Below are 25,909 nucleotides of genomic sequence, written 5' to 3'. Positions count from 1 at the left end.
AAGCAGCATTCATGCGTTATCTCCTTGCCATAGTCCTGGCGATCGGCATCGCGCTCGGCCTCGGCGGCTGGTCGGCCAAGCTTGCGATCGACGGCGGGACGAACTTCGATACGGTGCAGCTCGGCCCTTGGGTCGCAAGCCCGCTGATCGGGACCCAGGACGCCGATCCCTATGCGCGCGCACGGCTCGCAAAGCTCGCCCAGCTCACGCTCGGCGGCGGCGAGGGCATCATGTTCCAGGCCGAGGAGGACGATGCCGGGCGCAGGCTGCGTCTCGAATGCTCCTATCTCCTGTCGGGAAGCACGCCGGCAGCACGCTTCTTCACGGTCTCGGCCCATTCCGATACGGGCCTCGTCGACCTGCCCCAGCGCGGACGGCCGGGCTGGCTGACCTCGAACGCGCTGCTTCGGGGCGAGGACAACGGCTTCACCATCGCGGTCGGCCCGAGCGCGCGGGCCGGCAACTGGCTGGCGACGGACGGAAGCGGTCCCTATCGCCTGACCTTCGCCCTCTACGACACGCCGGCCAGCGCCATCACCGGGGCCGCTGGGCTGGCGATGCCCTCGATCACCCGGCAGGAGTGTCGCACCGATGGCTAGATATGTCCTCGCGATCCTGATCGGCCTCGTCGGCGCCGGCCTCGTCCACATCGCCATCGTCTTCATGATCCCGAACGTCTCGGACAACAGCGCCTGGAGCCGCCTCAGCGGCCTCGGCGACTATTTCGAGGTGGTTCGCATCGGCCCCTTGCGCGATGCCTCGGTCGTGCGGCCGCCACTGGCCGAGGAGGAGCTTCCCGCCGACGGGGGCCTTCGCCGGTCCTTCGCCTTCTCGGACCCCGCCTTCCTCGTGGCCAGCTGCCGATTCGCCCTCGACGGCGGCCCCGTCGAAATCAGCGCCAACGGCACGATCGACAATTTCTGGTCGGCCTCGATCTACGACAGCCAGGGCGACAATCTCTATTCGATCAACGATCGCGCGGCGATCGGCGGGCTGGTCAATCTCATCGTCGGAACGCCGCAGCAGATCGAGGATGTGCGCGCGACGACCCTTCTGGAGGACAGCTCCGCCCTCCCCGTGGTCGTCGACGTGCGCACCGGCTACATGACGATCCGCGTCCTGATCGACGAGGAGAGCAAGCGTCCGGCAGCCGACGCCTTCCTGAAGACGGTCTCGTGCCTGCCCATCGATATCCGACCGACCGCAGCCATGCCGTCGGAACCGGGCCCAGCCGGCGAGGCCCGAACCGATGCGCCCGGCCCCGCCCCCGCCCCCACCTTGGCGGGCTGATCGCAAGATCGCGGTAACCACGCGCATCGAACGCCTCGCCCCTGGCGCCTTGCGAGCGCCCTCGCGGCGCCATGGATCGGCCACGGGTCCTCATCTGTTGCCGAATGGTCTCAGCCCTTGTGGTTCCGGCAAGACGGGCTCGATCGCTTCAATTTGAACGATTGCGTTAACCATTCCACTTAACGGCGCGGCAATCTTTCTTACGGCATTCTCACCTTCGTCGAAACCTTCGGGAAACCATCGGAGAACGGGATGCGCAGCCAGTTGCCGAGCCTTTACCGGGCGTTGGAAAAGCCGAAGGCGGCAAATGGCTACGACGCGATCGCAACGGCGGCGGCGCTGAATTTTCTCGCGCTTCCCTCCCCCTCCAAGCGCCAGGAAAAGGCGCTGACCAGCCTGATCGCACCGGTCTGGTCGCATCTTGCCGCAGAGACCCAGGCCTATATCAAGGCCGAATTCGCCCAGCGGGGCACGGTCCCGGCCGCGATTCGCGCAATCTACGAGACGAGCGCCGGCGGAGCGCCCGTCACCAGTTCCGCGGAATCCGCCTCCCCGATCGCCGATATGGGCGTCCTGGCCGAAACCGCCGTGGGCGAGCCCCGGCCCGAGCGCACCGCCCGGTCGGCGCAGGAGGCCCGCGACACGCTGAAATTCCTCGTCGCGAAACCGGAGCGTCCACGCAACGCGCCCAAGGGCAAGAAGCCGATCGTCGAGATCGCCCGTTCGCGCAATATCGACGCGCTTCGCGATTTCCTGGCGCAGGAGCTGTTCCTGGGGCAGGAGGAAGCGGCGCGCTTTCTGTCGTCCGCCGATAGTCCCCTGCTCCTCGCGGCGCTCAAGGCCCTCGACCTTTCGACCAGCGATGCGATGACCATTCTGATGTTCGTCGACGAGACGGTGGCGACCAGCATCAGCGCCTTCACGGTGGCCAAGAACCAGTACGAGCAGCTTTCCTTCGAAGCGGCGGCCGCACGCCTCGGTCTTGCCCCGATCGAGGGTACGCCCGCAGCCCGCCACGAGCCCCTGAGCGCCGATCTTCCGAGCCCCAACCGCTCCGATCGCCCCCGGCGCGCCTTCTTCGGACGAAGGTTCGGAACCGCGAACCTGCGCAAGGCGAGCCGGTCCTGACGAAGCCTCGCACGGGTTACGGAGAAGACCGGCGGATCGCCGCTCCTTGAGGTCTCGGACCGCTCAGCGAACCACGGTCAGCGTCTTCGCCGCGCGGGTGATGGCGGTATAGAGCCAGCGTTCGCGGCTCTCGCGGAAGGCCCAGGCCTCGTCGAACAGCATGACGTCGTCCCACTGGGAGCCCTGTGCCTTGTGGACCGTGAGCGCATAGCCGAAATCGAAATCGTCGAACCGCTTCTTGGTCGACCAGGGCGTGTCGGCCTCGGGATCCTCGAAGGCAGCCTTGAGGAGCCGGATCTTCGCCGCACCCTTGTCGATGTCGTCGTCCTCGGGCCTGACGATGAGGTTGATGCCTGGCTTCACGGACTCCTTGCTCGCGGTCATCACCTGCCAGAGGGAGCCGTTGAGAAGGCCCTTCTGGGGGTCGTTGCGCAGGCAGACCAGCTTGTCGCCCACCTGGGGCAGGACGTCGGCGAAGCCCTTCAGTTCGCGCAAGCGCCGATTATAGGCCCGCCGCGTGCGATTGGTGCCGACCAGCACCTGATCGGCAGCCAGCACCTTGGCCTGCTCGACCTCGCGCTTGCCGATGACCTGCACGGTTCCGTAGTCCCCATGCATGATCTCCCGGCCCTCGCGAACGTCGAGGGCGAGCCGCACGATCGGGTTGTCGCGCGCCTGGCGGTGGATCTCGGTGAGGAGGAAGTCCGGTTCGGCCTCGGTGAAGAAGCCGCCGCCCGAGACCGGGGGAAGCTGGCCGGGATCGCCGAGGACGAGGATCGGCGTGCCGAAGCTCATGAGGTCGCGCCCCAACGCTTCGTCCACCATGGAACATTCGTCGATGACGACGAGCCGGGCCTTCGCGACCGGGCTCTGACGGTTGAGGGAGAAGGTCGGCGAGACGCGGGCCGTTCCGGTCTCCTCGTCCGCCACCTCCTCCTCGCCCTTGGGCCGGTAGATGAGCGAATGGATCGTGCGGGCGGTCTTGGCGCCCTTGGAGCGCAGCACCTGGGCGGCCTTGCCGGTGAAGGCGGCGAACTGCACCGGCCCGTCCACTCCTTCGGCGAAGTGCCGCGCGAGCGTGGTCTTGCCGGTTCCCGCATATCCGAACAGCCGGAAGATCGGGCTGTCGCCGTTCTCCAGCCAATCGGCGACGGCCTTCAGCGCCGCGTCCTGTTGTGGTGAAAACTGCAAGGAGAAGCGCCTCGTCCGGTTTCCCGTTTCGTTCCCTTCGGCATAACCGCCCTCTCGGACCGGCGCAATGGACGCGGCCGCTTTCACGGGAAGGGCGCATATTTCCGGTTTCACGCCGCAACGCCTTCGCGTATCGTCCCCCCATGAAACGGCAATTCCCCTTCACCGCGATCGTCGGCCAGAGCGAGCTCACCTCGGCCCTCAAGCTCGCCGCGATCGATCCGGGCATCGGCGGCGTCCTCGCCTTCGGCGACCGGGGCACCGGCAAGTCGACGGCGGTCCGCGGGCTGGCGGCGGTCCTGCCGCCCCTGAAGGCCAATGACTGCCCCTATCGCTGCGATCCGGCAAGAGCGGACGCGTTCTGCCCGGTCTGCGCGGCCGAGCTCGAAGCCGGCCGCAAGCCGAAGATCGTAACGGTGCCGGTTCCCGTGGTGGATATGCCGCTCGGCTCCTCGGAGGATCGGATCACCGGCGGGCTCGACCTCGAACACGCGCTCCTCACCGGCGAACGCCGGTTCGAGCCCGGGCTCCTCGCCAAGGCCAATCGCGGCTTTCTCTATATCGACGAGATCAATCTCCTCGAGGACCACCTGGTCGACCTCCTCCTCGACGTCGCGGCCTCCGGCGAGAACGTGGTCGAGCGCGAGGGTCTGAGCCTCAGGCATCCGGCCCGCTTCGTCCTCGTTGGCAGCGGCAATCCCGAAGAGGGCGAATTGCGGCCCCAGCTTCTCGACCGTTTCGGACTGTCCGTCACGGTCACGACGCCGAACGACGTGAAGACGCGCATCGCCGTGGTAAAGGCCCGCGACCGGTTCGAGCGCGACCCCTCCGCCTTCCTCGATGAATGCGAAGCCGCGGAGCGGGCGCTGCGCGATCAGTTGGAGGCCGCCCGCGCCCGGCTCGACGCGGTGAACGTCTCGGACCGTATTCTGGAACAGGCGGCCCAGCTCTGCATCTCGCTCGGAACGGACGGACTGCGCGCCGAACTGACCCTGGTTCGCGCAGCGCGGGCGCTGGCGAGCCTCAGGGGCGAGAGCGAAGTCGGCTTTCCCCATCTGGCGGAACTCGCGCCCTCGGCCCTCGCCCATCGCCTGCGCCGCAATCCGCTCGAGGAGTCGGGGTCGGGCGCCCGCATCGAACGGGCCCTTGCCGAACTCGACGCCGCCTGATGGAGGCCCTGTTCGCCGAACGCCTGAAGCTCTCGCCGCTGGCAGAAACCGCGATCGCCCTTCTCAACGCCGACCCGAGCCTCGGCCTCGTTCTCACCGCCCGCCCCGGCCCCTTGCGCGACCGCTTTGTCGAGACGCTGTGCGCTTGTCCGCGCTGGCACGGTGCCCGCCACTTGGCGCGCCGCGATCTCGGCCCCGCCGCCTTCGGGGCGGATCGGCTCGGCTCCCTCGTACCGATGCCCGAGAATGCCGGGACCGAGACCCCGGCGCCTCGATCCCTCGCACCAGCGCGGCCGATGGGGAGGACGGCAGGGGGCCACCGGGCCGCACCGCTCATCCTCGCCGGTGTCGATCGCTGCACGGTCGCCGATGCGGCGGGTCTCCTCGGCCAGATCGGCGACGGCCATCCGATCCTCGCCCTCGACGAAAGCCTCGGCGACGATGCCCTGCCCAGCAATCTCGCCGATCGTCTCGGCCTCTGGCTCGACCTGTCGGCGCCCGATGCCGGAGCCATCGAGGACGCCGACGGGTTCGGCGACGATCTGGCCTGCCTCGCCCCGGCCGTGCCGTCCGGTCCCGTGGATCCCCTCTCCGTGCATGTGCCGGAGCCGATGATCGACACGATCTGCGAGGCAGCGGCGGCCTTCGGCATCGCCAGCCTGCGCGCGCCGCTTCTGGCGCTTTGCGCCGCGCGGGCCTCGGCCGTCTGCGCCGGCCGCGAAAGGGTGGAAGACGAGGACGTTCTCCTCGCCTGCCGCCTCGTTCTCGCCCCGCGCGCGACCCGGGCACCGGTCGCCGGGGAGCCCGAGACCGGCGAGAGCGAGGAGCCCGGCCGGGACGAGACCGAAGACGCTTCGCCGCAAACATCCCCCGACGAAACGCAGTCGGCGCAGGAGAAGCGGCAAAGCGCCGCCAATGACAGCCGGTCCGACCCCGAGGAGAGCCCGGAAGGCGGCGAGACCTCCGATGCGGACCATCGCAGCGAGATTGCGACCGAGGATGTCGCGATCCCCATCGATCTTCTCCAGAAGCTCGCCGCCATGGTGCGTGGAAACCAAAAGCAGGCCGGCGGGCACGGGCGGCGCGGCGCCGGCGCGAAGACCAAGCCGGGCGCATCGCGCGGGCGCCCGCTCGGCAGCCGGCCCGGCCATCCGCGCAACGGGCCGCTCGATCTCTCCGCGACCCTGACGGCCGCCCTGCCCTGGCAGCGGTTCCGCAAGAGGCTATTCGAGCGCCTTTCGGACCGCGCGGTCATCCTCATGCCGGACGATCTGCGCATCCGCCGCCTCGAGGCCCGGCGCGAGACGGCGACGATCTTTCTGGTCGACGCCTCGGGCTCGGCCGCGCTCGCACGCCTCACCCAGGCCAAGGGCGCCGTCGAACGCATTCTCGCCGAATGCTACAAGCGCCGCGACCGGGTGGCCATGGCAAGCTTTCGCGGAACCGGGGCCGAGACGCTTCTGCCCGAGACGCGCTCCCTGACCCGCGCGCGCAAGGCCCTCGCAGGCCTTGCCGCCGGCGGCGGAACGCCGCTTGCCGCAGGTCTCGAACGGGCCGGCGATCTCGCGCGCGCCTCGGAGGGGCAAGGGCGAACGCCTCTCATCGTGGTTCTCACCGACGGCAAGGCCAATGTCGCGCTCGACGGGGTCGCCGGCCGCTCGGCGGCATGGGAGGATGCCCGGCGCAAGGCCGAAGGTCTGAGATCGGACGGTTTTGCGAGCCTCGTCATCGACCTCGCCTCCCGGCCCGGCCAGCATGCCCGCGACCTCACCCAATCCTTAGGGGGGCGCTATCTCGCTTTGCCCGCCCATGACGACGGCGCGGTGCTGGCCGATGCGGTCGCCGCCGATCCCACCAAGAAGGCCCGCCCATGATCGCCGGACACGGCATGCCGCCGACCGACTGGCCCCTTGCCCGCCACAGCCGCCGCGTAACGGCCGGCGGCGTCGACTGGCACGTGCAGGTGATGGGCGAAGGCCCCGATCTCCTTCTCATCCACGGCACCGGCGCCTCCACGCACTCCTTTCGGGACATCGCGCCGATCCTTGCCGAGAGCCATCGAGTGATCATGGCCGACTGCCCCGGCCTCGGCTTCACCTCCCGCCCCTCGCGCCCCCTCACCCTCCAGACCATGGCGAGCATGCATGCGGAGATGCTGGCAAAGCTCGGCGCCGCGCCGAAGGTCGTCGTCGGCCATTCGGCCGGTGCGGTGATCGCCATCGAGATGGCGCTCGACGGCCGCATCGCGCCGGAGCTTCTCGTCTCCCTCAACGGTGCGCTCCTGCCCTTTCCGGGCCTTGCCGGCCGGCTGTTTCCGAAGATCGCGAAGGTGGTCTATCGCAATCCCATCGTGCCGCGCTTCTTTGCCTATCGCGCCAAGAGCGAAAGCGCGGTCTCCGGTCTTCTCGACGGAACGGGATCGGTGCTGAGCCCCGAGGGCAAGGCGCTCTACGCCCGCCTCTTCCAGGACAGGCACCACGTGGCCGGCACGCTGTCCATGATGAGCCATTGGGATCTCGACCGTTTCTCAGGCAGGCTCGACCGGCTGACGATCCCCCTGCTCCTCCTCACCGGCGACCGGGACAAGGCGATCCCGCCTTCGGTGAGCCACCGCGTCGCGGACCGGGTTCGAAACGGCCGCGTCGTAGTGCTCGACGGGCTCGGCCACCTCGCTCACGAGGAAGCGCCCGAACGCGTCGCAGGGATCATCGCGGAGGAAGCGAAGACGGTTTCCGACGGGTCGAAACAGGCGGAGGTCTGATCGGTCCGGTCGATCCGACGACGCCGCGAGCGCCGGCGTCGCCGGTTTGCTCCAAGCGCTTTGGGGAGACGCCGACCATGGCGACGCATCTGATCCGCATTCTGGCCGTTGCCGGTCTCGCATGTCTTTCGCCCTATCTCGCGCACGCCCAGTCGAGCGGCGCGAACGGCTCCGGGGACATGGCGGGATCGAAGGACGGCGAGGCACGATCGGCGATCGAGCAATGCCTTGCGGGAGCCGGCGCACAGGATCCGCAGAGCTGTATCGGGACCTATGCGCAGAGCTGCGGCGAGAGCGAGGAGGGCCAGACGACGCAAGGCATGACTGATTGCATCGGCCAGGAAACGGATGCCTGGGACGCGCTTCTCAACGAGAACTACGAGGCGCGCATGACCGAGGCCAAGTCTCTCGATGCCGAGCGCGATGCCGAGGGCGTCCTCTCGGACAACGAGGCCGCCCCGCTCCTTCGCAAGGCCCAGCGCGCCTGGATCGCCTATCGCGACGCCGAATGCGACCGCATCTTCGAACTCAGCAAGGACGGCACGATCCGGCTTCCCGAGACCGCCTCCTGCACGAACCGCCTCACCGCCGAGCGCGCGCTGGCGCTCGGCGATGATCAGCCATGATCCCGTGCGGGGCTCCGGGTTCCGATCGAGAGCCCATCGGGCTGTTCAGAGCGGCGTGAAGTCGGTATCGGCACGAACCCTGCGGCAATAGGCGGCCATCAGCCGGGCGCAGTTCTCGATATCCTCGAGGCTGACGACCTCGCACGGGGTGTGCATGTAGCGCAGCGGAACGCCGATGAGGCCCGTCGCCATGCCGGCCCGGTTGATCTGCATCGCGCCGGCATCCGTCGGCGTGGCGGCGGGCGCGCCGATCACCTGACAGTCGATACCCGAATCCTTCGCGGCGTCCTTCAGCATGGAGAAGACAACCGGATTGATGTTCGCGCCGCGCGTGATGCTGGGGCCCTTTCCGATGTCGAGCCGCCCGTGGCGCGTCTTGCTGACGCCCGGATAGTCGATCGCGTGGCTCATATCGACCGCAAGACCGGTCTGCGCCCCGATATCGAAGGCGGCTGTCCTTGCGCCCCGCGAGCCGATCTCCTCCTGCACGGTCGCGACCGTGTAGACGCCGACTTCGGGATCGAGACCGCCCTCCTCCTTCAGGAGCCGAAGCGCTTCGGCGACGATGAAGCAGCCCGCCTTGTTGTCGAAGCCGCGCGCGCTCGCCCGCCCGCCCATGAGCGTCTGGAACTCGTACTGATAGGTCGCGATGTCGCCGATCTCGACGACGGCCTCGGCCTCTGCACGTGAGGAGGCGCCGATATCGATCCACAGATCGTGCATTTCGGGCTTGGCCTTGCGCTCATCGGCGGTCAGGAGATGGATCGCCTTGCGCCCGATGACGCCCGCGACGCGCTCCTTGCCGTGCACCCAGACGAGCTGGCCCACCGGCACGACGCTGTCATGTCCGCCGACCGGGCTGAAATAGAGGAGACCCTCGTCGCTGACATGGTGAATCATGAAGCCGATCTCGTCGAGATGGCCAGCGAGCATGATCTTCATCGGCGCGTCGGGATTGAGGACCGCGCTCACATTGCCGTTCACATCCGTCACCGTGCGGTCGGCGAAGGCTTTCGCATAGGTCCGGTAGACCGCCGCCGCCGGTTGTTCGTATCCGCTCGGCGAATGGGCCCGGACGAGGTCCTTCAGGAATTCAAGAGATTCGGTTCGCATATGCGTCAGCCCCTCCGTGTCGCAAAATCGTTTCGCCGCATCCGCGGCCTGGGGTGGCCCGGCGAGCGAGCCCCAGGGCCGAGGAACCTCGATCGCCGGATTTCGATCCGGCAAACGCAGAATTGATTGTAAGGCGCAGCCGGCAACGAGTTTCATCCCCGGGTGAGCGTTGCACGCCCGGCCCTTTCCTCTGTAGGAGACCGGACAGTCGCCGGCACGAAGGAGTGGCTCATGCGTCTTCGGGTCGAGGCCGATCTCAGATACTGGCTTCCGGGGCCTTCGGACGTTCTTCTGGCCATCGAGGCGGCGCCCACCGAAGAGCAGACGCTTCTCGACGACGGCCTCGTCGTCAACGCACTCGGCCCCCTCACCACCGTTCCGGGCGACGACGGCATCGGCCGGCGCACCTGGCTGCGCGCCGATGGCGAGTTCGTGGCGAACTACCGGGGCACCTTCGAGGTCGAACGCGAGGTCGATCAGCTGGCCCGGCTCGCGGTCACACCCCGTCACGAATTGCCGGCAGCCGTCATCCCCTATCTGTGGCCGAGCCGCTTCTGCCAGTCCGATCTCTTCGTCTCCTTCGTGGAAAGGGAGTTCCGGGGCCTCGAAGGCGGCGCGCTGATCGCGGCCATGGCTTCCTGGATCGGCTCCCATATCGACTACACCATCGGCTCCAGCCACGGCCGCACGAGCGCGGTCGACACCTTCGTCGCCCGCCAGGGCGTCTGCCGGGACTATGCCCATGTCATGGCGGCCTTCACCCGGGCCGCCGGCATTCCCGCCCGCCTCGTCTCGGCCTATGCCTGGAAGCTCGAACCCCAGGATTTCCACGCCGTCGTCGATGTCTGGCTGGACGGGCGCTGGCGGCTCGTCGATGCGAGCGGCCTTGCGCCGACCGAAGGCCTCGTGCGCATCGCCGTCGGGCGCGATGCGACGGATATCTCGTTCATGACCGTCTTCGGCTCGGCCGAATTCGTGGCGCAGGACGTCAGGGTGACCCGGCTCGAAGAGGATGCGAGCCCGTCCTGCGGGGCGACCCGGCCGGATGCTGCGGACGAAAAGGCGGCCCCGTCCTCCGCCGCCCCCGCGCAATGACCTCGCCCGCCCGCCCGCCGGCTCAGAAGAACCGGCGCGGCATCTTGTAGGGCAGCATGGTCTGGACCACCGGATTGCGGAACCGGTCGAGATCGAGGCTCTCGTGCATGGCGACCGTCTTCGTGCCGAACAGGGTCGTCTCCACCAGCGAGCGGGCATAGAAGGGCGAATCCTCGAGGGTCTTTCCCACCCGCGTCCCATCCGGGTCCTCGGTGCGCGTCGTTCGCTTCATGCGCCAGAAGCTGGTGGCGAGCCGCTTCAGGGCCGGAGGTTCGAAGTCGATGACGTCAGCCTTCGGGTCGAACTTGATGGCGAGCGTCAAGGTCTCGCCGTCGCGCTCGATCAGGTCGTAGAGGACGGCGGCGCCGCCGGGCACGCAGGCCCGGCTCCAGTTCCAGCTGACGAACCGGTCTTCCAGCGGCTCGGCGCCGGTGTTGAAATCGAGATAGCCGTGGCCGTTCCAGGCAAGGCCCGGATCCTCGAAGCGCGCTTCGACCCGGGCGCAGGGCGCGATCGGCCACCAGCAGTGACGGCCGGCCCGGTCGAGCGGCATCGGCCGGTGCTGCAGGGCTTCGGGATAGAGTTTGACGGTGCCGCGCACACGCCTCGGGATCAGCGGAGTGATCTCGTCGATCGTCACGGTCAGGCAGTCGCCGTCCCATTCCATCGCACTGGGGCCCACGGACAGGACCCCGGCGCTGCGGGACAGATCGCGGCTGCCCCGTTCGGTCATCGCCCATCGCCGGGCGCCGCGCCCGTAGAGCGCGCAGTTGATCGAGACATGGTTTTCGGGTCGTCCGCGCCCGGTCATCTTGTAGTAGGGTGAGAAGACCGAGCCGACGAAGCCGATGATCGTCAGCCCGAACGCGCCGTCGTCCGAGATCGCGTCGCAATACCACCAGGCATATCCCCCCGGCGGGACCCGCTGGTCGAAGCGTGGTCCATCGCGATAGCCCTCGCCGCCAGGGTCCCCGAGAGGGAGGCCATCGGCACGCCCGCTCCCGGATGGGCGCTCCCGCCGCACAGATACAGTCCCGGGATCGCCGAGCGCGCGGTGGGCCTGCGGAACGACGCCGTCGACCCATGAGAGGCCCGCCCGTAGAGCGCTCCGCCCGTCCCCGGAAAGAGGTCCGAGTACGCCGAGGGCGTCGAAACTCTGATCGAATCGGGGTCCCATCGGAGCGTGAGCCCCGACGCCCGGAGCCTGGAAAAAGCCGCGTTCACGCATGCTTCGATCTCCTCCTGGTGGAATGGGCGGCGCCCCTCGCCGAGCGCCGGCGCATTGACGATCAGAAACAGGCGCTCGGGGCCCTCGGGCGGCGGGGCGCCGTCGTCGCCGCGATCCTCGGCGCAGACATAGACATTGGGATCGCTCGGCAGGCGCGCCTCGGCGAACACCTCCGTGAACTCCAGCATGGGATCTTCGGCGAAGAAGACCGTGTGATGGGCGAGCGCCGGACCCGCGACCTCGGCGCGCACGGCGATGCCGAGCGCCGACAGGGACCGCTGGCGCGGATCTTCGGGCGGGTCGAAGGCCTTCGCGGCGGACGAGCCGAAAAGGCCGCCGGTGATCGCATCCGCATCGCAATTGGCAAGGACGATATCGGCGCGGATGGTCTCGCCGCCCGCCAGCGCGACGCCGCAGGCCCGTCCGTCCGCAACGAGGATCTCGCGCGTCTCGGTGCCGTAGCGCATCTCGACGCCCCTTCGCCGCGCAAGCGCCTCGACCGCCTCGGCGAGCTTCGACATGCCGCCCTCCACACGCCAGACGCCCCGCGCTTCCACGGCCGCGATCAGGCGCAGGGTCGAAGGGGCCTCGTAGGGCGAGGAGCCGACATAGGTGGTGTAGCGAGCGAAGAGATGGCGCAGGCGCGGGTCCGAGAATTCCGAGCGCAGCACGTCCCAGACGCTGCGATGGGCCCCCAGCCGCGCGATCCGCAGGGCTCCGGACAATCCGGCGCGCATGGTCAGCTCGATCGGGCTCGCCGGACGATCGACGCTCATGAAGATCGGATCGAGAAGATCGAGGACGTCCTGCGACCGGTCCATGAACGCGGCGAATTCACGGGCCGAGCGGCGTCCGGCAAAGGCTGCGACCGCAGCGACCGATCGCGCCCGATCGGGATAGAGGTCGAGGCTCGATCCGTCGGCAAAGACGTGCCGGGCGACGATGTCGAGGCGCTCGATCGCGACATGGTCGTCGAGCCGCTCGCCGCAATCCTCGAACAACGCGTCGAACACGTGGCGCTTGGTGAAGACCGTGGGCCCTGCATCGATGGCCGCCCCGCCAACCTCCACCCGCCGCATCTTGCCGCCGGGCCCGGCCGCGCGCTCGCACACCGTCACCGCGTGGCCGGCCGCGCCGAGCCTTGCGGCTGCGGTCAGCCCGCCGATACCGGCGCCGATGACGACGACATGCATGCGCGTTCCTCTGGCGTGTCTGCAGCAAAGCGGATGGCCGACGCGAGCGATCGGCAAAAGTGTCAATTCAATTTGACACTTTACCGTCCTCATGTCCATTTCAACCGGCCCCTTGAGGAACCGCTTCGCGCTTTCACCGGTCCCCGACCCGGGTTGAAGGGACGACTGGACGGACACGGAGAACGGATAGTTGGACGAGACGAGGCCGACATTCGCGGTGCGCTGGCGCTCGCTTAGAAACCGTATCCTTCTGGCGCCGCGCTTCCATCGCATTGCACTGGCATCGCCCGTCGGACGCTTCTTTGCCCGGCGGTCCGCCCGGAAGCTGTTCGATCTGACGGCGGGCTTCGTCTATTCGCAGGTCCTCGTCGCCGGCGTTCGCTCGAAGCTTTTCGAGCATCTCGTCGAAGGTCCCGCCACTGTGAGCGAGATCGCGGCGGCGACCGGCCTGCCCGAGGATGCCGCGAGGCGGCTTCTCGCCGCGTCGGCATCCCTGGATCTCACGGACCGGCTCGCCGACGGCCGCTTCATGCTCGGCGCGCAAGGGGCGGCCCTTCTCGCCAATCCCGGCGTCGCCGCGATGATCCGCCATCACGACGCGCTCTATGCCGACCTGCGCGATCCGGTCGCCGCCTTGGAGCGGCGCGGCGGCGGCGATCTCGCACGCTTGTGGAACTATGACGGCGATACGGGAGAGCCGAGCGCCGAGACCGCGAGCTATACGGCCCTGATGGCCGCGAGCCAGGATCTCGTCGCGCGCGAAACCCTGCGTCTCTTCGATGTGCGGCCGTTTTCGGCGATCGTCGATATCGGCGGGGGAAACGGCCGGTTCCTCACCCATGTCGCAGATCGGAACGCCCACGCGGAACTCCACCTTCTCGACAGGCCGAGCGTCCTGCCGCTTGCACGCGACGCCTTGTCCCACCGCCCGGACAAGGAGCGGTTCACCCTGCATGGCGGGCATTTTCTCACCGCACCCCTTCCCGAGAACTGCGACCTCGTGACCCTGATCCGCGTTCTCCACGACCATGACGAAGAAGTGGTGGAGCGCCTTCTCCGGCGCGTCTACGAGACCCTCGAGCCGAGGCGCGGCACCCTCCTCGTCTCCGAGCCCATGGCCGGCGCGCGAGCGCGCTCGCGAATCGGCGACGCCTATTTCAACCTCTACCTTCAGGCGATGGGTTCGGGCCGGCCGCGCATGGCGTCCGAGCTCTGCGACATGCTGAGGCAGGCAGGCTTCAGACGCGTGCGCGCCCTGCCCTCCGGCATGCCGATCGCAACCTCTGCGATCGTCGCCGAGATCGGCTGAGCCGGGCGGTCAGCGTCCTTTTCGATTGACATTCGAACGTGTCTAGATAGGTTGACACCAACCACAGGAGTCCCCAGAGGATGCCCCGCACCGACGCTATCATCTTCGAACAACCCGGACGGATCGCCCTCGCGGCAACCGGGCTGAAGACGGTAGAGACTTGCGAGGCGCTCATCGAGATCGAGGTTTCCGGCATTTCCACGGGAACCGAGCGGCTTCTCTTCACCGGCGAGATGCCGCCCTTCCCGGGCATGGGCTACCCCCTCGTTCCCGGCTACGAGGCCGTCGGCCGCGTGGTCGAGAGCCGTGCGGAGGACCGGATCGCACCCGGCACGCGCGTCTTCGTTCCCGGCTCCCACGGATTCACCGAAGCCCACGGCCTGTTCGGCGCCCAGGCGAGCCATCTGGTCGCCCGCACCGACAGGCTCGTGCCCGTGCCCGCTGGAAGCGGCGACGACGCCGTGCTCCTCGCACTCGCGGCCACCGCCCACCACGCGGTGGCGGCGGGGGAGACGCTGCCGGAACTCATCGTCGGTCATGGCGTCCTCGGACGCCTTGCAGCCCGTCTCTGCCGAGCCCTCGGGGCAGCGCCGACCGTCTGGGAAACCAACGAGGCCCGCCAAGCGGGCGCGGACGCCTACACCGTCGTCGATCCGGGCGAGGACGAGCGGCGGGACTATCGCTCGATCCTCGATGTCAGCGGCGATGCGGGCATTCTCGATACGCTGATCGGGCGGACCGCGCGCGGCGGCGAGATCGTGCTCGCAGGCTTCTACAAGGCGCCCCTGTCCTTCGTCTTTCCGCCCGCCTTCATGCGCGAGACGCGCCTGCGGATCGCCGCCGAATGGGCGCCGGGCGACATGGACTCGGTCCTTGCGCTGATCGCCGACGGACGCCTGTCGCTCGGCGGTCTCGTCACCCACCGGGCCGAGCCGCGCCAAGCGGAGGCGGCCTATCGAACGGCGTTCGAGGACGCCGACTGCCTGAAGATGATCATCGAATGGAGGGAAGGCGCATGAGCGCACTCGCACAGACCGAAACCCGAAAGGGCCAGGCCGAGATGCATTCCGCCCTCCGGCAGGAAGCGTCCGAACCGATCGACACGCCGGCGACCGGGCCGGCCACCAAGGAAACCCAGATCATCGCGATCTACGGCAAGGGCGGCATCGGCAAGTCGTTCACCCTCGCCAACCTTTCCTACATGCTGGCCCAGCAGGGCAAGCGCGTCCTCCTCATCGGCTGCGATCCGAAGTCGGACACCACCTCGCTTCTCTTCGGCGGCAAGGCCTGCCCGACCATCATCGAGACCTCGTCCAAGAAGAAGGCGGCCGGCGAGGAGGTCGACATCTCCGATGTCTGCTTCAAGCGCGACGGCGTCTTCGCCATGGAACTCGGCGGCCCGGAAGTCGGGCGAGGCTGCGGGGGACGCGGCATCATCCACGGCTTCGAGCTTCTGGAAAAGCTCGGCTTCCACGAATGGGGCTTCGACTACGTCCTTCTGGACTTCCTGGGCGACGTGGTCTGCGGCGGCTTCGGCCTGCCGATCGCCCGCGACATGTGCCAGAAGGTCATCGTCGTCGGCTCCAACGACCTGCAGTCGCTCTACGTCGCCAACAATGTCTGCTCGGCGGTGGAATACTTCCGCAAGCTCGGCGGCAATGTGGGCGTCGCCGGCATGGTCGTGAACAAGGACGACGGCACGGGCGAGGCCGCGGCCTTCGCCAAAGCCGTCGGCATTCCGATCCTGTCGGCCATTCCTGCCGACGAGGACATCCGCAAGAAGAGCGCGAACTACCAGATCGTCGGCAAGCCCGGCGGTCGCTGGGCATCGCTTTTCGAGGAGCTGGCCGTCGGCCTTGCCGAAGCCCCGCCGCTGCATCCTACGCCCCTCGATCAGGACGGGCTGCTTGCCCTGTTCTCCGGCGAGGAGACCGGCCGGGACTACGTGCTCGCGCCGGCGAGCCAGGAGGACATGCGCGGCCGCCCCGTCGAGACCAAGCCGTCCCTCGAAGTCGTCTACGACAACGCGTGAGGCGACCCTGATGGCTATCGACCCCCACGATCATCGCAAGGACGACGGGCCCGGCAGCGCTCCGCGTGAGCCGTCCCGCGCCAATGTCGTCCAGGCGAAGGACGGCGATGTCGGCTGCCATGCCGGCAAGGCCGAAATGCTGGCGGCGGCGCGCAAGGCCGGATCGAGCGAGATGCTCGACCGCTATGCCGCCGACTATCCGCTCGGACCCCACGACCAGCCCCAGAGCATGTGCCCCGCCTTCGGCTCCCTGCGGGTGGGCCTTCGCATGCGCCGCACGGCGACCGTTCTGTCGGGCTCGGCCTGCTGCGTCTACGGCCTCACCTTCACCTCGCATTTCTACGGGGCGCGCCGCACCGTCGGCTACGTGCCGTTCAATTCCGAGACCCTGGTGACGGGCAAGCTCTTCGAGGATATCCGTGACGCGGTGCACGACCTCGCCGACCCGCTGCTCTACGATGCGATCGTCGTCACCAATCTGTGCGTGCCGACGGCCTCCGGCGTGCCCCTGCGCCTCCTGCCTGAGACGATCGACGGCGTGCGCATCATCGGCATCGACGTGCCGGGCTTCGGTGTGCCAACCCATGCGGAAGCCAAGGACATTCTCGCCGGCGCCATGCTCAAGCGGGCGCGCGAGGAAGCTGAGGCCGGTCCCGTCTCGCGTCCGAACCGCTCGGCCAGCGACAAGCCCGAGATCGCGCTTCTGGGAGAGATGTTCCCGGCCGATCCGATGATCATCGGCCAGCTTCTCGAGCCGATGGGCCTTGCCGCGGGACCGGTCGTTCCGACCCGCGAATGGCGCGAACTCTACGGCGCCCTCGATTGCGCGGCGGTCGCGGCGATCCATCCGTTCTATACCGCGAGCGTTCGCGAGTTCCAGGCGGCCGGCCGCCCGGTCGTGGGCTCGGCGCCGGTCGGCGTCGAGGGCACCGAAGCCTGGCTCTCGCGCATCGGCGCAGCAGCAGGCGTCGGTGAGGACGCGATCGCGAACGCCAAGAACGCCATCCTGCCCGCAATCCGGGGAGCCCTGTCGGCCAAGCCGATCTCGGGCCGCATCACGCTTTCGGGCTATGAGGGGTCCGAGCTGCTCGTCGCCCGCCTCCTCGTCGAGAGCGGCGCGGATCTTCGCTATGTGGGCACCGCCTGCCCGCGCACGCCCTGGTCCGATCACGACCGCGAATGGCTGGAAGCGCGCGGCGTCCACGTGAACTTCCGCGCCTCGCTGGAGGAGGATCTCGCGGCCTTCGAGGAGTTCCGCCCGGATCTCGCCATCGGCACGACGCCCGTCGTCCAGAAGGCCAAGGAAAGCGGCACGCCCTCCCTCTACTTCACCAATCTCATCTCCGCCCGGCCCCTGATGGGTCCGGCCGGAGCGGGCTCGCTCGCCGAAGTGATCAATGGCGCGATCGCCTCCAAGCCCCGCTTCGACGCGATGAAGGCCTTCTTCGAGGGCGTTGGGTCCGGCGAGACCGCCGGCGTCTGGTCGAAGGCTCCCGAGAAGAAGGCCCCCGTCAGCCGCCGCGAGGATGTGCCGATCCGCGCAAGGTCGCGGGCCGATGCCGTCGCCGACAGCGTGGCCGCGAGCGAGGGAGGCGTCTGATGCTGGTCCTCGATCACGATCGCGCCGGCGGCTACTGGGGCGCCGTCTACGTCTTCACCGCCGTCAAGGGTCTTCAGGTCGTCATCGACGGCCCGGTGGGCTGCGAGAACCTGCCGGTGACCTCCGTCCTTCACTATACGGACGCCCTGCCGCCCCACGAGCTGCCGATCGTCGTGACCGGGCTTGCGGAGGAGAACCTCGGCCAGACCGGCACCGAGGGCGCCATGAAGCGCGCCCATGCTGTGCTTGATCCGAGGCAGCCCTCGGTCGTCGTGACGGGCTCGATCGCCGAGATGATCGGCGGCGGCGTGACGCCGGAAGGCACCAATCTCAAGCGCTTCCTGCCGCGTACCATCGACGAGGACCAGTGGCAGGCCGCCGACCGGGCGCTGAAATGGCTCTATACGGAATACGGGCCGAAGAAACGGAAGCCCCGTGAGAAGGCGGCGGACGCAAAGCCGAAGGTCAACATCGTCGGGGCCGCCTACGGCATGTTCAACATGCCCTCCGATCTCGCGGAGATCCGCCGTCTCGTCGAAGGCATCGGCGCGGAGGTCAATCTCGTCTACCCGCTCGGCTCGCATCTGCGCGATACGCCGAAGCTCGACGAGGCCGACGTCAATATCTGCCTCTATCGCGAGTTCGGACGCCAGCTCTGCGAGGCCCTCGACAAGCCCTATCTCCAGGCGCCGATCGGCCTCCACTCGACCACCGCCTTCCTGCGGGCGCTTGGCGAGCTGACCGGCCTCGACCCCGAGCCCTTCATCGAGCGCGAGAAGCACACGACGATCAAGCCGCTCTGGGACCTGTGGCGCTCGGTCACCCAGGATTTCTTCGGCACGGCAAGCTTCGCGATCGTGGCGGCGGAAACCCATGCCCGGGGCATGCGCCACTTCCTCGAGGACGAGATGGGCCTGCCCTGCCGGTTCGCGATCTCGCGCAAGGCCGGCGAGAAGACGCGCAACGACGAGGTCCGCGCGAAGATCCGCGAGACCAAGCCGCTGATCGTCTTCGGCAGCTACAACGAACGGATGTATCTGGCCGAAGCCGGCTCGCGCGCAGCCTTCATCCCGGCATCCTTCCCGGGTGCAGCCATCCGGCGCGCGACCGGTACGCCTTTCATGGGCTATGCCGGGGCGACCTATCTCGTCCAGGAAGTCTGCAACGCGCTGTTCGACGCGCTGTTCTTCATCCTGCCGCTCGGCACCGAGATGGACGCGATCCCCGCAACGCCCGCCCGCGAGAAGTCGAGCATCGGCTGGTCGCGGGCTGCCTCCGCCGCGCTCGAGCGCGCGATGGCGGGCGAGCCGATCCTCACGCGCATCTCGGCCGCCAAGCGCTGGCGCGACGACGCCGAGCGCCGGGCGCTCGCCGACGACGCGATCGCCGTCGAGCCGCGCCATCTCGATCCGTCCCTTCTCGGCGAGACGGAGGATGCCTCGTGATCCGATGCCCAGCCTTCAGCATGCCCTTCCCACAGCCAAAGGAGACTGTCCGATGAGCCTGGTTACCCGTCATGCGTCCCCATCGCTTTTTTCGTCGGAGCGCCGCGAATATCGCCTGATGTTCGCCCTGAGCTTCCCGCTCTTTCTCGCGGTGGCCCTTCTGTCGCGCGTTCTGCCGGCCTCCGTGAGGCCGCTCCCCTTCGAGCCCGGACGGTATCTGTCCGTCCTGTCCGATGCGCGCCGTGCGGCGCACTCGGTCCTGCCGCACGCATTCATGCGCTGAGGCTCGAACCCCGCTTCCTCGCCGCCCGTTCCCGCAGCGGTCTGGCGACGAAGGCATCCGAAACAACGGAGAAAGGCAATGTCCAATACATCACATACCGGGTCGGACGCGGGAACGCTCACCGGCCTGACCGAGAGGGAAGCGAACGAGTTCAACTCGCTCTTCATCAAGTCCTTCGCCGGTTTCACCGGAGTCGCGATCGTCGCCCACATCCTCGTCTGGATCTGGCGGCCGTGGCTTCAGACCCCCGAGGTCGCGGCCAGCCTGCATGACGCAGCGCACCCGCTCCTCTCCATGCTCAGCTAGGAAAGGCTCGCATCATGGCCCAGATTTGGCTGCTTTTCGATCCGCGCCGCGCGCTTATCGGCCTCTTCACCTTCCTCCTGGTGTTGGCGCTCCTCATCCACTTCATCCTCCTGTCGACGGCCCGCTTCAACTGGCTGGCAAACCCGACAGCCGAGTCCAGTCAGAACCAGCAGGTGGGTGCACTCGTCGTCGATCCCCGGAACGGCTGACGCGTCTCAATCCATTCACACCGGGGGCGTGCGTTCCGTTCGGCCCCGGTTTTCCTCAAGACGAAAAGCCTGTCACCGCCGAAGGGAGCCGGACGCCATGGCCATGTTGTCATTCGAACAAAAGTACAGGGTCCGCGGCGGCACGCTCGTCGGCGGCGATCTGTTCGATTTCTGGGTCGGCCCGTTCTATGTCGGCTTCTTCGGGGTCACGGCGGCCTTCTTCGCCCTGCTCGGTTCCCTGCTGATCTTCTACGATATCAGCCAGGGCACCGAGACCAACATCTTCGCCTTCTCGGTCAATCCGCCATCGATCGAATACGGGCTCGGACTTGCGCCTCTCAACGAGGGCGGCATCTGGCAGATCGTGACCATGTGCGCCGTCGGCGCCTTCGCGTCATGGGCGCTGCGAGAGATCGAGATCTGCCGCAAGCTCGGCATCGGCTGGCATGTGCCGATCGCCTATTCCGTCGCGGTGTTTGCCTATGTGACCCTCGTGGTCTTCAGGCCGCTGCTTCTGGGCGCCTGGGGCCACGGCTTCCCCTACGGCATCATGAGCCATCTCGACTGGGTCTCGAACGTCGGCTACCAGTTCCTGCATTTCCACTACAATCCCGCGCATATGCTCGCCGTGACCTTCTTCTTCACGACGACCATGTTCCTCGGGCTCCATGCAGGCGTCATCCTCGCGGTCGTCAACCCGCCGGAGGGCGAGACCGTCAAGTTCGGCGAGACTGAGAACGCCTATTTCCGCGACTACATCGCCTATTCGGTCGGCCCCTACGGCATTCACCGGCTCGGCCTGTTCTTCGCGTTGAACGCCGGCTTCTGGAGCGCCGTCTGCATCGTCATCTCCGGCCCGTTCGTCGATGTCGGCTGGCCGTATTTCTATGACTTCTTCCTCCAGACACCTGCCGCCATCGGCAACATCTCTTACTGAGGGGACGGGACCCATGGGCTACTATTCCTCAATCTACTTCCGTTCCCAGATCCGGGGGCCGTTCGATCCGGGTGTCGCGCTGCCCAAGCACGACCTGCCGCGCATCCAGGAGGCGAAGGCCTTCAGCTACTGGCTCGGCAAGATCGGCGATCCGCAGCTCGGGCCGCTCTATCTCGGCTGGTCGGGAACGCTCTCGCTCCTCTTCGGCTTCATCGCCATCGAGATCATCGGGCTCAACATGTGGGCCTCGGTGGACTGGGACCCTTACGCCTTCGTGCGCAATCTTCCCTTCCTCTCCCTTGATCCGCCACCGGCCAAATACGGGCTCAATCCGTTCGTGCCGCTCGGCGACGGCGGCTGGTGGATCCTCGCGGGCTTCTTCCTGACGGTCTCGATCCTCCTGTGGTGGGTGCGCAGCTATTCGCGCGCCCGGGCCTTAGGGATGGGAACCCACACCTCCTGGGCGTTCGCCTCGGCGATCTTCCTCTTCCTTTCCCTCGGCCTCTTCCGTCCGATCCTGCTTGGCACCTGGTCGGAGGCGGTTCCCTTTGGCCTCATCACCCATCTGAACTGGACGGCATCGGTCTCGGTCCTCTACGGCAACTGGTACTACAACCCGTTCCACATGCTCTCGATCGTCTTCCTCTACGGATCGACCATGCTCTTCGCCATGCACGGCGCGACGATCCTCGCCGTGTCCCGCTTCGGCGGTGAGCGCGAGGCCGAGGAGATCGTCGATCGCGGAACGGCGGCCGAGCGTGCCGGTCTCTTCTGGCGCTGGACCATGGGCTTCAACGCCAGCTACGAATCGATCCACCGCTGGGCCTGGTGGTTCGCGGTCCTCACCACCTTCTGCGGCGCGATCGGCGTCCTTCTCACCGGCACGGTCGTCGACAACTGGTATCTGTGGGGCGTCAAGCACGGCATCGCACCCACCTATCCCTCGGTCTATCCCGACTTCCCCGTTCCGACAGGCTCCGTGCCGGGAGGCGCACAATGACGAACGAACGCCGCAAACGTAAGGCGCCCCGCCACCGCGTCGCCCCCATCATCACCGGCGTCCTGGCATTGGCCGCCGTTCTCGTGATCCTGACGGTTCCGCCCTGGGTGCTGCCGCCGATCGACGCGATCTCCACGGGACCGCGGGCGATCGAGATGGTCCAGTTCAAGGACGCCGACCGCAAGCCGAACTATACGCTTCCCGAAGCCTTGCCTGCGGCCGAGCCCTATGAGGGCGAGCAGAAGGCGAGCGAGCTCTACGAGAACGTCGAGGTTCTCGGAGATCTGTCGGAAGGCGAGTTCACGCGCCTGATGCTGGCGATCACCGAATGGGTCTCGCCGGAACAGGGCTGCGAATACTGCCACAATGTGGAAGAGGGTTTCGCGTCCGACGCCGTCTATACCAAGGTCGTCGCACGCCAGATGCTGAAGATGACGCGGCATCTCAACACCGCCTGGCCCGAGCACGTCGCTCCGGCCGGCGTCACCTGCTTTACCTGCCACCGGGGCAAGAACGTTCCCGACGAGAGCTGGTACAAGCAGAACCCGCCCTCTGGCGACCAGTTCATGGGCAAACCCCGCCCCTGGCATCTCGAAGCGAAGACCATCCAGCAGTTCTTCCCGAGCGTTCCCTATCAGGAATACTATCTGGACGAGCAGCCCCAGTATAAGATCCAGGCGAGCCAACCCCTGGTCTCGGCCTCGGGTCGCTCCAACACCGCGCGGGAACAGTCGGCGGAAGACATGTATCTTCTGATGATGCAGAACGCGAACTCGCTGGGCGTCAACTGCACCTACTGCCACAATTCGCGCGCCTTCTGGGACTGGTCCCAGTCGCCTCCCTTCCGCTGGATCGCCTATTGGGGCATCCGGATGGTCCGCGACATCAACATCGACTACATCACGCCGATCACCGACGTGTTCCCGCCCGAACGCCTCGGCCCGCTCGGCGATCCGGCCAAGGTCCATTGCGGCACCTGCCATCGCGGCGAGACCAAGCCGCTCGGCGGATACGACCTGATGCACGCCTATACGGCGGGTCTCAGCGAGGACGGCAACGTGCCCGACCCCTCGCCCAAGCAGGCGATCCTTCTCGGCACGGCCAAGCCCGTCGCCGCGGAAGGCAACGCCTTCGACCAGGAGGGCGAGGTTCAGCCGACCCCGGCTCCCGTCTCCGAAAGCGCGATCGAACAGTCGGTCGCACCGGATCAGAGCGGTTCCCAGTCCGGCGACGGTGTCGAGTACGAGTCGCAGACCGAACCCGGCCAGCCGGTCGATGCACCCGCCATCGAGGGCGCGACGGAAGCCCTGCCGCCGGAAAGCCCTACGCAATCGGCCCCTCCAGGCGATTATCCGACGGGCGTCGATGCCCCGGACGGGGCGGCGCCGCAGCAGATGCGGCCAGGCACGTCCGTCGTCGATGAGGACGGCACCGCCGATGCCCCCTCGGCCGGAGATCCTGGAACCGGTTCGGAAGCCCTGACGGCGACCGATCCCGAGCCCGCCTCGCCGACGGATGGCACGAGCCAGCCGACGCCGCAGAACGAGGGCAACACCAGCATGACGCCCGGCCAGCAACCGGAGAACAGCGTCGGCGGGGCAGGTTCCGCCGGCGAGGCTTCGGCCCAGCAGCCGTCCGGATCGGCATCCGGCGCCTCCGCGGGGAACGGCTCGCAAGCGGCACCGGCGAGCGGCGGTTCCGGATCGGGCGGCAACCGCACGCCGACGATCACGGTCCTGCCGCGCCCGTCGAACTGACGCCAGGACTTCCAGCCTCGGGCGCCGCCGATCTTCACCGGCGGCGCGCCGGGCAAGGTCCGAACCCAGCATCGGAACAAGAGCCTCGCCGGTCCGACGGCGAGGCTTTTTCGTCTCCGGTCACGGGCGGCCTCGAACGAGACGATCCGCAAGGCGATCGAATGCGGCACAGCACGTCGCTTCACGGGGTCGCATCACGGGTCAGCCGGACCCCGGATCGGAACCAGCCCATGCGGCCTTTCGCCTCGCAGCGAGTCTGGCGGCGTATCGTTCGCCTTTAACGGATCAGCCGAAACGGGAAGCTTCATCGCGTTCCTTACGGCGAAACGCCGCCTTCCCACACGCTTCGGAACCTTGCGGGCAGGCATGCGAGATCGTGCCCATGCGGGGCCGCTAACCACCAGACGAAAGATGGCCCGGCGCCCCCCGTCGGTGATCTTGCTCGCCGGTCGCCCCGGCATAATTTGTCGGCAAACAGGGGACGGACTTCCATGAAATTACCGATGAGCTTCGACCAGGCGGTCGACGCCCTTAAGGGTGCCTTGCCCATCAAGGAGACGACGGCCGAGGTGACGCGCGAGCGGGCGGGCCCCGCGCGGCTCCTGATGTTCGGCTATCTGTCCTACATCATCCTCGGATGGATCCTCCTGAGCCTGCCGCTCTCCCACGGCGAGACAACCGTCTCGGCCCTCGACAATCTCTTCGTCGCCGTTTCGGCCGTGTCAACCACCGGTCTTTCGACGGTGGATATCGGAACGAACTACAACTTCATCGGTCAGATCGTCATTCTGATCCTGATCCAGTTCGGCGGTCTCGGCTATATGACGCTGAGTTCCTTCGCCTTCCTGGCGATCCACACGAATATGAGCGAGACGCAGGAGAAGACGACGCGGGCCGCGTTCCCCCTGCCCCATGACATGACGCCCGCCTTCTTCATCCGCTCGGTCGTCTTCTTCACCTTCGCAACGGAGATCGTCGGCGCCACCGCCCTCTACGTCTTCTTCCGCCTCTACGGCGTCGAGGACGCTCTGTGGAGCGCAATCTTCCATTCGATCTCGGCCTTCTGCACGGCCGGCTTCGCGCTCTACTCCGACAGCTTCATGCGCTTCTCCGACAATACGGGCATTCTCCTCGTCATTTCGGCGCTGAGCATTGCCGGCTCGATGGGGTTCATCATCATCGCCGATGCCGTCCGGCGCTTTGCGGGACGGGCGAGCCATTTCGGGTTCACCAGCAAGGTGATCCTGCGCATGACGACCATCCTGATCGGGTTCGGCACCCTCCTCATCTTCCTCGCCGAGCCGACGGTGGCGAGCCTTCCGCCCGCCGAAAGGCTGCTGACATCCTTCTTCCAGGCCATGACGGCCTCGACCACGGTCGGTTTCAACACCATCGACATGTCGACGATCTCGAACGCCGTCATCATGGTGCTCCTTGTCCTCATGGTTATCGGTGCGTCGCCTTCGGGAACGGGCGGCGGCATGAAGACCACCTCCTTCGCCGCGCTCATCGCGCTTGTGCGATCGACGCTGAAGGGCCGCGACAGCGTGCGGTTCTTCAAGCGCACGGTGCCCGATACCCAGCTCAACCTCGCGGCGACGACCCTTTGCTGCTATCTCGGCTGCATCTGCGTCGCGCTTTTCATCCTGTTCCTCACCGAGTTCGGCGCGAGCTTCAACGCGCTTCTCTTCGAGGCGGTCTCGGCCCTCGGCACCGTCGGGCTGTCCCACGGCATCACCGGGGATCTGTCGGATCTCGGCAAGCTCACGATCATCGGCCTGATGATCATCGGGCGCCTCGGCGTTCTCACCTTCGGCCTGGCCCTCGCGATCCCCGACGAGACGCGTGAGGAAGAAAGCGACAACGATCTCGCGATCTGACGATCAGCGGGAGGAGAAATCATAAGGACGGGCTCGAAGAGCTGAGGCGGGAGACGGGTTCGGCTGGGCTCGAGGCTTCGGCGCTTCGGGCGTGCCGCTCAAAGCTCTCGGCAAGGCCGCTCACCCGCCCCCGGACGGGGGCGAGCGGGTCCAGACCCCATCGCACGCCCGGCACGAAGCCGAGGCACTGACATGCAGTGCGGCGCACACGTAAGGGCATGGGATGCTGGAGTGTGGGTCGGACGATCCGTCCCGCCGGGACCCGATCCTGCCTGATCTACCGATACGCCGCGGCATCGGGCGCAGCTACGCCTTCCGGTTCCGGATGATCCGATGGCACGGGACGCGAAGAGGGGT

24 protein-coding genes are annotated in these 25,909 nt (G+C 67.4%); 20 read left to right on the top strand and 4 right to left on the bottom strand.

Features of this window, described 5'->3' with window-relative positions:
• Positions 1–11: 11 nt before the first annotated feature.
• From DYI37_RS03645 to DYI37_RS03635, 3 genes are all read left to right on the top strand, one after another.
• Positions 12–599 (top strand): DUF1214 domain-containing protein, encoded by a 588-nt coding sequence (locus tag DYI37_RS03645; protein WP_116681870.1) that lies wholly within the window; start codon positions 12–14, stop codon positions 597–599.
• Positions 592–1,290 (top strand): DUF1254 domain-containing protein, encoded by a 699-nt coding sequence (locus tag DYI37_RS03640; protein ID WP_116681869.1) that lies wholly within the window; start codon positions 592–594, stop codon positions 1,288–1,290. The genes DYI37_RS03645 and DYI37_RS03640 overlap by 8 nt, the downstream gene beginning before the upstream one ends.
• A 252-nt stretch (positions 1,291–1,542) precedes the next feature.
• Positions 1,543–2,418, top strand: coding sequence for a hypothetical protein (locus DYI37_RS03635; RefSeq protein WP_116681868.1), 876 nt, complete (start codon positions 1,543–1,545; stop codon positions 2,416–2,418).
• Positions 2,419–2,481: 63 nt separating this feature from the next.
• Here DYI37_RS03635 and DYI37_RS03630 read toward each other — a convergent pair whose 3' ends face one another.
• Positions 2,482–3,609, bottom strand: a complete 1,128-nt coding sequence (locus tag DYI37_RS03630; protein ID WP_116682373.1) for an ATP-dependent DNA helicase — start codon at positions 3,607–3,609, stop codon at positions 2,482–2,484.
• Between the two features lie 143 nt (positions 3,610–3,752).
• On the opposite strand from DYI37_RS03630, the gene bchI reads away from it, so the two are divergent.
• The 4 genes from bchI to DYI37_RS03610 all read left to right on the top strand — a co-directional run bounded on the left by bchI (position 3,753) and on the right by DYI37_RS03610 (position 8,165).
• The gene (gene bchI, locus DYI37_RS03625; protein WP_116681867.1) at positions 3,753–4,778 is read left to right on the top strand and encodes a magnesium chelatase ATPase subunit I; all 1,026 of its coding nucleotides are present in this window, start codon (positions 3,753–3,755) and stop codon (positions 4,776–4,778) included.
• Positions 4,778–6,652 (top strand): VWA domain-containing protein, encoded by a 1,875-nt coding sequence (locus DYI37_RS03620; RefSeq protein WP_116681866.1) that lies wholly within the window; start codon positions 4,778–4,780, stop codon positions 6,650–6,652. The genes bchI and DYI37_RS03620 overlap by 1 nt, the downstream gene beginning before the upstream one ends.
• Positions 6,649–7,539, top strand: coding sequence for an alpha/beta fold hydrolase BchO (gene bchO / locus DYI37_RS03615; protein WP_116681865.1), 891 nt, complete (start codon positions 6,649–6,651; stop codon positions 7,537–7,539). The genes DYI37_RS03620 and bchO overlap by 4 nt, the downstream gene beginning before the upstream one ends.
• A gap of 77 nt (positions 7,540–7,616) precedes the next feature.
• Positions 7,617–8,165, top strand: a complete 549-nt coding sequence (locus tag DYI37_RS03610; RefSeq protein WP_116681864.1) for a lysozyme inhibitor LprI family protein — start codon at positions 7,617–7,619, stop codon at positions 8,163–8,165.
• 45 nt (positions 8,166–8,210) lie between these two features.
• Here DYI37_RS03610 and DYI37_RS03605 read toward each other — a convergent pair whose 3' ends face one another.
• Positions 8,211–9,278 carry a M42 family metallopeptidase gene (locus DYI37_RS03605; RefSeq protein ID WP_116681863.1) on the bottom strand — a complete coding sequence of 356 codons (1,068 nt, stop codon included), beginning with the start codon at positions 9,276–9,278 and terminating at the stop codon, positions 8,211–8,213.
• Between the two features lie 231 nt (positions 9,279–9,509).
• Here DYI37_RS03605 and DYI37_RS03600 point away from each other — a divergent pair, with 231 nt between their 5' ends.
• Positions 9,510–10,373 (top strand): transglutaminase-like domain-containing protein, encoded by an 864-nt coding sequence (locus tag DYI37_RS03600; protein ID WP_116681862.1) that lies wholly within the window; start codon positions 9,510–9,512, stop codon positions 10,371–10,373.
• Positions 10,374–10,395: 22 nt separating this feature from the next.
• Here the strand turns inward: DYI37_RS03600 and DYI37_RS03595 are convergent, their stop codons facing one another.
• Complete coding sequence (locus DYI37_RS03595; protein ID WP_116681861.1) at positions 10,396–11,106, bottom strand: carotenoid 1,2-hydratase; 711 nt, start codon at positions 11,104–11,106, stop codon at positions 10,396–10,398.
• Positions 11,107–11,228: 122 nt separating this feature from the next.
• Complete coding sequence (crtD, locus tag DYI37_RS03590) at positions 11,229–12,794, bottom strand: 1-hydroxycarotenoid 3,4-desaturase CrtD (RefSeq protein WP_116681860.1); 1,566 nt, start codon at positions 12,792–12,794, stop codon at positions 11,229–11,231.
• Between the two features lie 190 nt (positions 12,795–12,984).
• On the opposite strand from crtD, the gene DYI37_RS03585 reads away from it, so the two are divergent.
• The 12 genes from DYI37_RS03585 to DYI37_RS03530 all read left to right on the top strand — a co-directional run bounded on the left by DYI37_RS03585 (position 12,985) and on the right by DYI37_RS03530 (position 25,552).
• On the top strand, positions 12,985–14,103 hold the full coding sequence (locus DYI37_RS03585; protein ID WP_116681859.1) for a methyltransferase: 1,119 nt from the start codon (positions 12,985–12,987) through the stop codon (positions 14,101–14,103).
• An 80-nt stretch (positions 14,104–14,183) separates the two neighbouring features.
• Positions 14,184–15,122 carry a chlorophyll synthesis pathway protein BchC gene (bchC, locus tag DYI37_RS03580; protein WP_116681858.1) on the top strand — a complete coding sequence of 313 codons (939 nt, stop codon included), beginning with the start codon at positions 14,184–14,186 and terminating at the stop codon, positions 15,120–15,122.
• Between the two features lie 41 nt (positions 15,123–15,163).
• Positions 15,164–16,135, top strand: coding sequence for a chlorophyllide a reductase iron protein subunit X (locus DYI37_RS03575; RefSeq protein ID WP_245413798.1), 972 nt, complete (start codon positions 15,164–15,166; stop codon positions 16,133–16,135).
• Between the two features lie 10 nt (positions 16,136–16,145).
• Entirely contained in the window at positions 16,146–17,735 is a 1,590-nt protein-coding gene (gene bchY / locus DYI37_RS03570; RefSeq protein ID WP_116681857.1) for a chlorophyllide a reductase subunit Y, read from the top strand.
• A complete protein-coding gene (gene bchZ / locus DYI37_RS03565; RefSeq protein WP_116681856.1) occupies positions 17,735–19,180 on the top strand; it encodes a chlorophyllide a reductase subunit Z in 1,446 nt (481 codons plus the stop codon). The genes bchY and bchZ overlap by 1 nt, the downstream gene beginning before the upstream one ends.
• Positions 19,181–19,232: 52 nt before the next feature.
• A complete protein-coding gene (locus DYI37_RS03560; protein WP_116681855.1) occupies positions 19,233–19,463 on the top strand; it encodes a hypothetical protein in 231 nt (76 codons plus the stop codon).
• A gap of 78 nt (positions 19,464–19,541) precedes the next feature.
• Positions 19,542–19,769, top strand: a complete 228-nt coding sequence (gene pufB / locus DYI37_RS03555; protein ID WP_116681854.1) for a light-harvesting antenna LH1, beta subunit — start codon at positions 19,542–19,544, stop codon at positions 19,767–19,769.
• Between the two features lie 14 nt (positions 19,770–19,783).
• Positions 19,784–19,978 carry a light-harvesting antenna LH1, alpha subunit gene (gene pufA, locus DYI37_RS03550; protein ID WP_116681853.1) on the top strand — a complete coding sequence of 65 codons (195 nt, stop codon included), beginning with the start codon at positions 19,784–19,786 and terminating at the stop codon, positions 19,976–19,978.
• A 97-nt stretch (positions 19,979–20,075) separates the two neighbouring features.
• Positions 20,076–20,915, top strand: coding sequence for a photosynthetic reaction center subunit L (pufL, locus tag DYI37_RS03545; protein ID WP_116681852.1), 840 nt, complete (start codon positions 20,076–20,078; stop codon positions 20,913–20,915).
• A gap of 13 nt (positions 20,916–20,928) precedes the next feature.
• Positions 20,929–21,915, top strand: coding sequence for a photosynthetic reaction center subunit M (gene pufM / locus DYI37_RS03540; RefSeq protein ID WP_116681851.1), 987 nt, complete (start codon positions 20,929–20,931; stop codon positions 21,913–21,915).
• A complete protein-coding gene (pufC, locus tag DYI37_RS03535) occupies positions 21,912–23,672 on the top strand; it encodes a photosynthetic reaction center cytochrome PufC (RefSeq protein WP_116681850.1) in 1,761 nt (586 codons plus the stop codon). Before pufM ends, pufC begins: the two co-directional genes overlap by 4 nt.
• A 491-nt stretch (positions 23,673–24,163) precedes the next feature.
• Positions 24,164–25,552, top strand: a complete 1,389-nt coding sequence (locus DYI37_RS03530; protein ID WP_116681849.1) for a TrkH family potassium uptake protein — start codon at positions 24,164–24,166, stop codon at positions 25,550–25,552.
• Positions 25,553–25,909 lie beyond the last annotated feature (357 nt).

Source organism: Fulvimarina endophytica (assembly GCF_003403015.1).
Classification (GTDB): Bacteria; Pseudomonadota; Alphaproteobacteria; order Rhizobiales; family Rhizobiaceae; genus Fulvimarina; species Fulvimarina endophytica.
The sequence above is the reverse complement of the archived record's forward strand: the minus strand, read 5'-3'. Positions and strand labels throughout refer to the sequence as shown.

Excerpts from the sequence above, each read along its gene's own strand:
- DYI37_RS03605 (WP_116681863.1), bottom strand. The coding sequence starts at position 9,278 with ATGCGAACCGAATCTCTTGAATTCCTGAAGGACCTCGTCCGGGCCCAT.
- bchI (WP_116681867.1), top strand. The coding sequence starts at position 3,753 with ATGAAACGGCAATTCCCCTTCACCGCGATCGTCGGCCAGAGCGAGCTC.
- DYI37_RS03595 (WP_116681861.1), bottom strand. The coding sequence starts at position 11,106 with ATGACCGAACGGGGCAGCCGCGATCTGTCCCGCAGCGCCGGGGTCCTG.
- pufB (WP_116681854.1), top strand. The coding sequence starts at position 19,542 with ATGTCCAATACATCACATACCGGGTCGGACGCGGGAACGCTCACCGGC.
- DYI37_RS03640 (WP_116681869.1), top strand. The coding sequence starts at position 592 with ATGGCTAGATATGTCCTCGCGATCCTGATCGGCCTCGTCGGCGCCGGC.
- DYI37_RS03600 (WP_116681862.1), top strand. The coding sequence starts at position 9,510 with ATGCGTCTTCGGGTCGAGGCCGATCTCAGATACTGGCTTCCGGGGCCT.
- pufL (WP_116681852.1), top strand. The coding sequence starts at position 20,076 with ATGGCCATGTTGTCATTCGAACAAAAGTACAGGGTCCGCGGCGGCACG.
- DYI37_RS03530 (WP_116681849.1), top strand. The coding sequence starts at position 24,164 with ATGAAATTACCGATGAGCTTCGACCAGGCGGTCGACGCCCTTAAGGGT.
- crtD (WP_116681860.1), bottom strand. The coding sequence starts at position 12,794 with ATGCATGTCGTCGTCATCGGCGCCGGTATCGGCGGGCTGACCGCAGCC.
- DYI37_RS03635 (WP_116681868.1), top strand. The coding sequence starts at position 1,543 with ATGCGCAGCCAGTTGCCGAGCCTTTACCGGGCGTTGGAAAAGCCGAAG.
- pufA (WP_116681853.1), top strand. The coding sequence starts at position 19,784 with ATGGCCCAGATTTGGCTGCTTTTCGATCCGCGCCGCGCGCTTATCGGC.
- DYI37_RS03645 (WP_116681870.1), top strand. The coding sequence starts at position 12 with ATGCGTTATCTCCTTGCCATAGTCCTGGCGATCGGCATCGCGCTCGGC.
- DYI37_RS03620 (WP_116681866.1), top strand. The coding sequence starts at position 4,778 with ATGGAGGCCCTGTTCGCCGAACGCCTGAAGCTCTCGCCGCTGGCAGAA.
- bchO (WP_116681865.1), top strand. The coding sequence starts at position 6,649 with ATGATCGCCGGACACGGCATGCCGCCGACCGACTGGCCCCTTGCCCGC.
- DYI37_RS03560 (WP_116681855.1), top strand. The coding sequence starts at position 19,233 with ATGAGCCTGGTTACCCGTCATGCGTCCCCATCGCTTTTTTCGTCGGAG.
- bchY (WP_116681857.1), top strand. The coding sequence starts at position 16,146 with ATGGCTATCGACCCCCACGATCATCGCAAGGACGACGGGCCCGGCAGC.
- pufC (WP_116681850.1), top strand. The coding sequence starts at position 21,912 with ATGACGAACGAACGCCGCAAACGTAAGGCGCCCCGCCACCGCGTCGCC.
- DYI37_RS03610 (WP_116681864.1), top strand. The coding sequence starts at position 7,617 with ATGGCGACGCATCTGATCCGCATTCTGGCCGTTGCCGGTCTCGCATGT.
- bchZ (WP_116681856.1), top strand. The coding sequence starts at position 17,735 with ATGCTGGTCCTCGATCACGATCGCGCCGGCGGCTACTGGGGCGCCGTC.
- pufM (WP_116681851.1), top strand. The coding sequence starts at position 20,929 with ATGGGCTACTATTCCTCAATCTACTTCCGTTCCCAGATCCGGGGGCCG.
- DYI37_RS03575 (WP_245413798.1), top strand. The coding sequence starts at position 15,164 with ATGCATTCCGCCCTCCGGCAGGAAGCGTCCGAACCGATCGACACGCCG.
- bchC (WP_116681858.1), top strand. The coding sequence starts at position 14,184 with ATGCCCCGCACCGACGCTATCATCTTCGAACAACCCGGACGGATCGCC.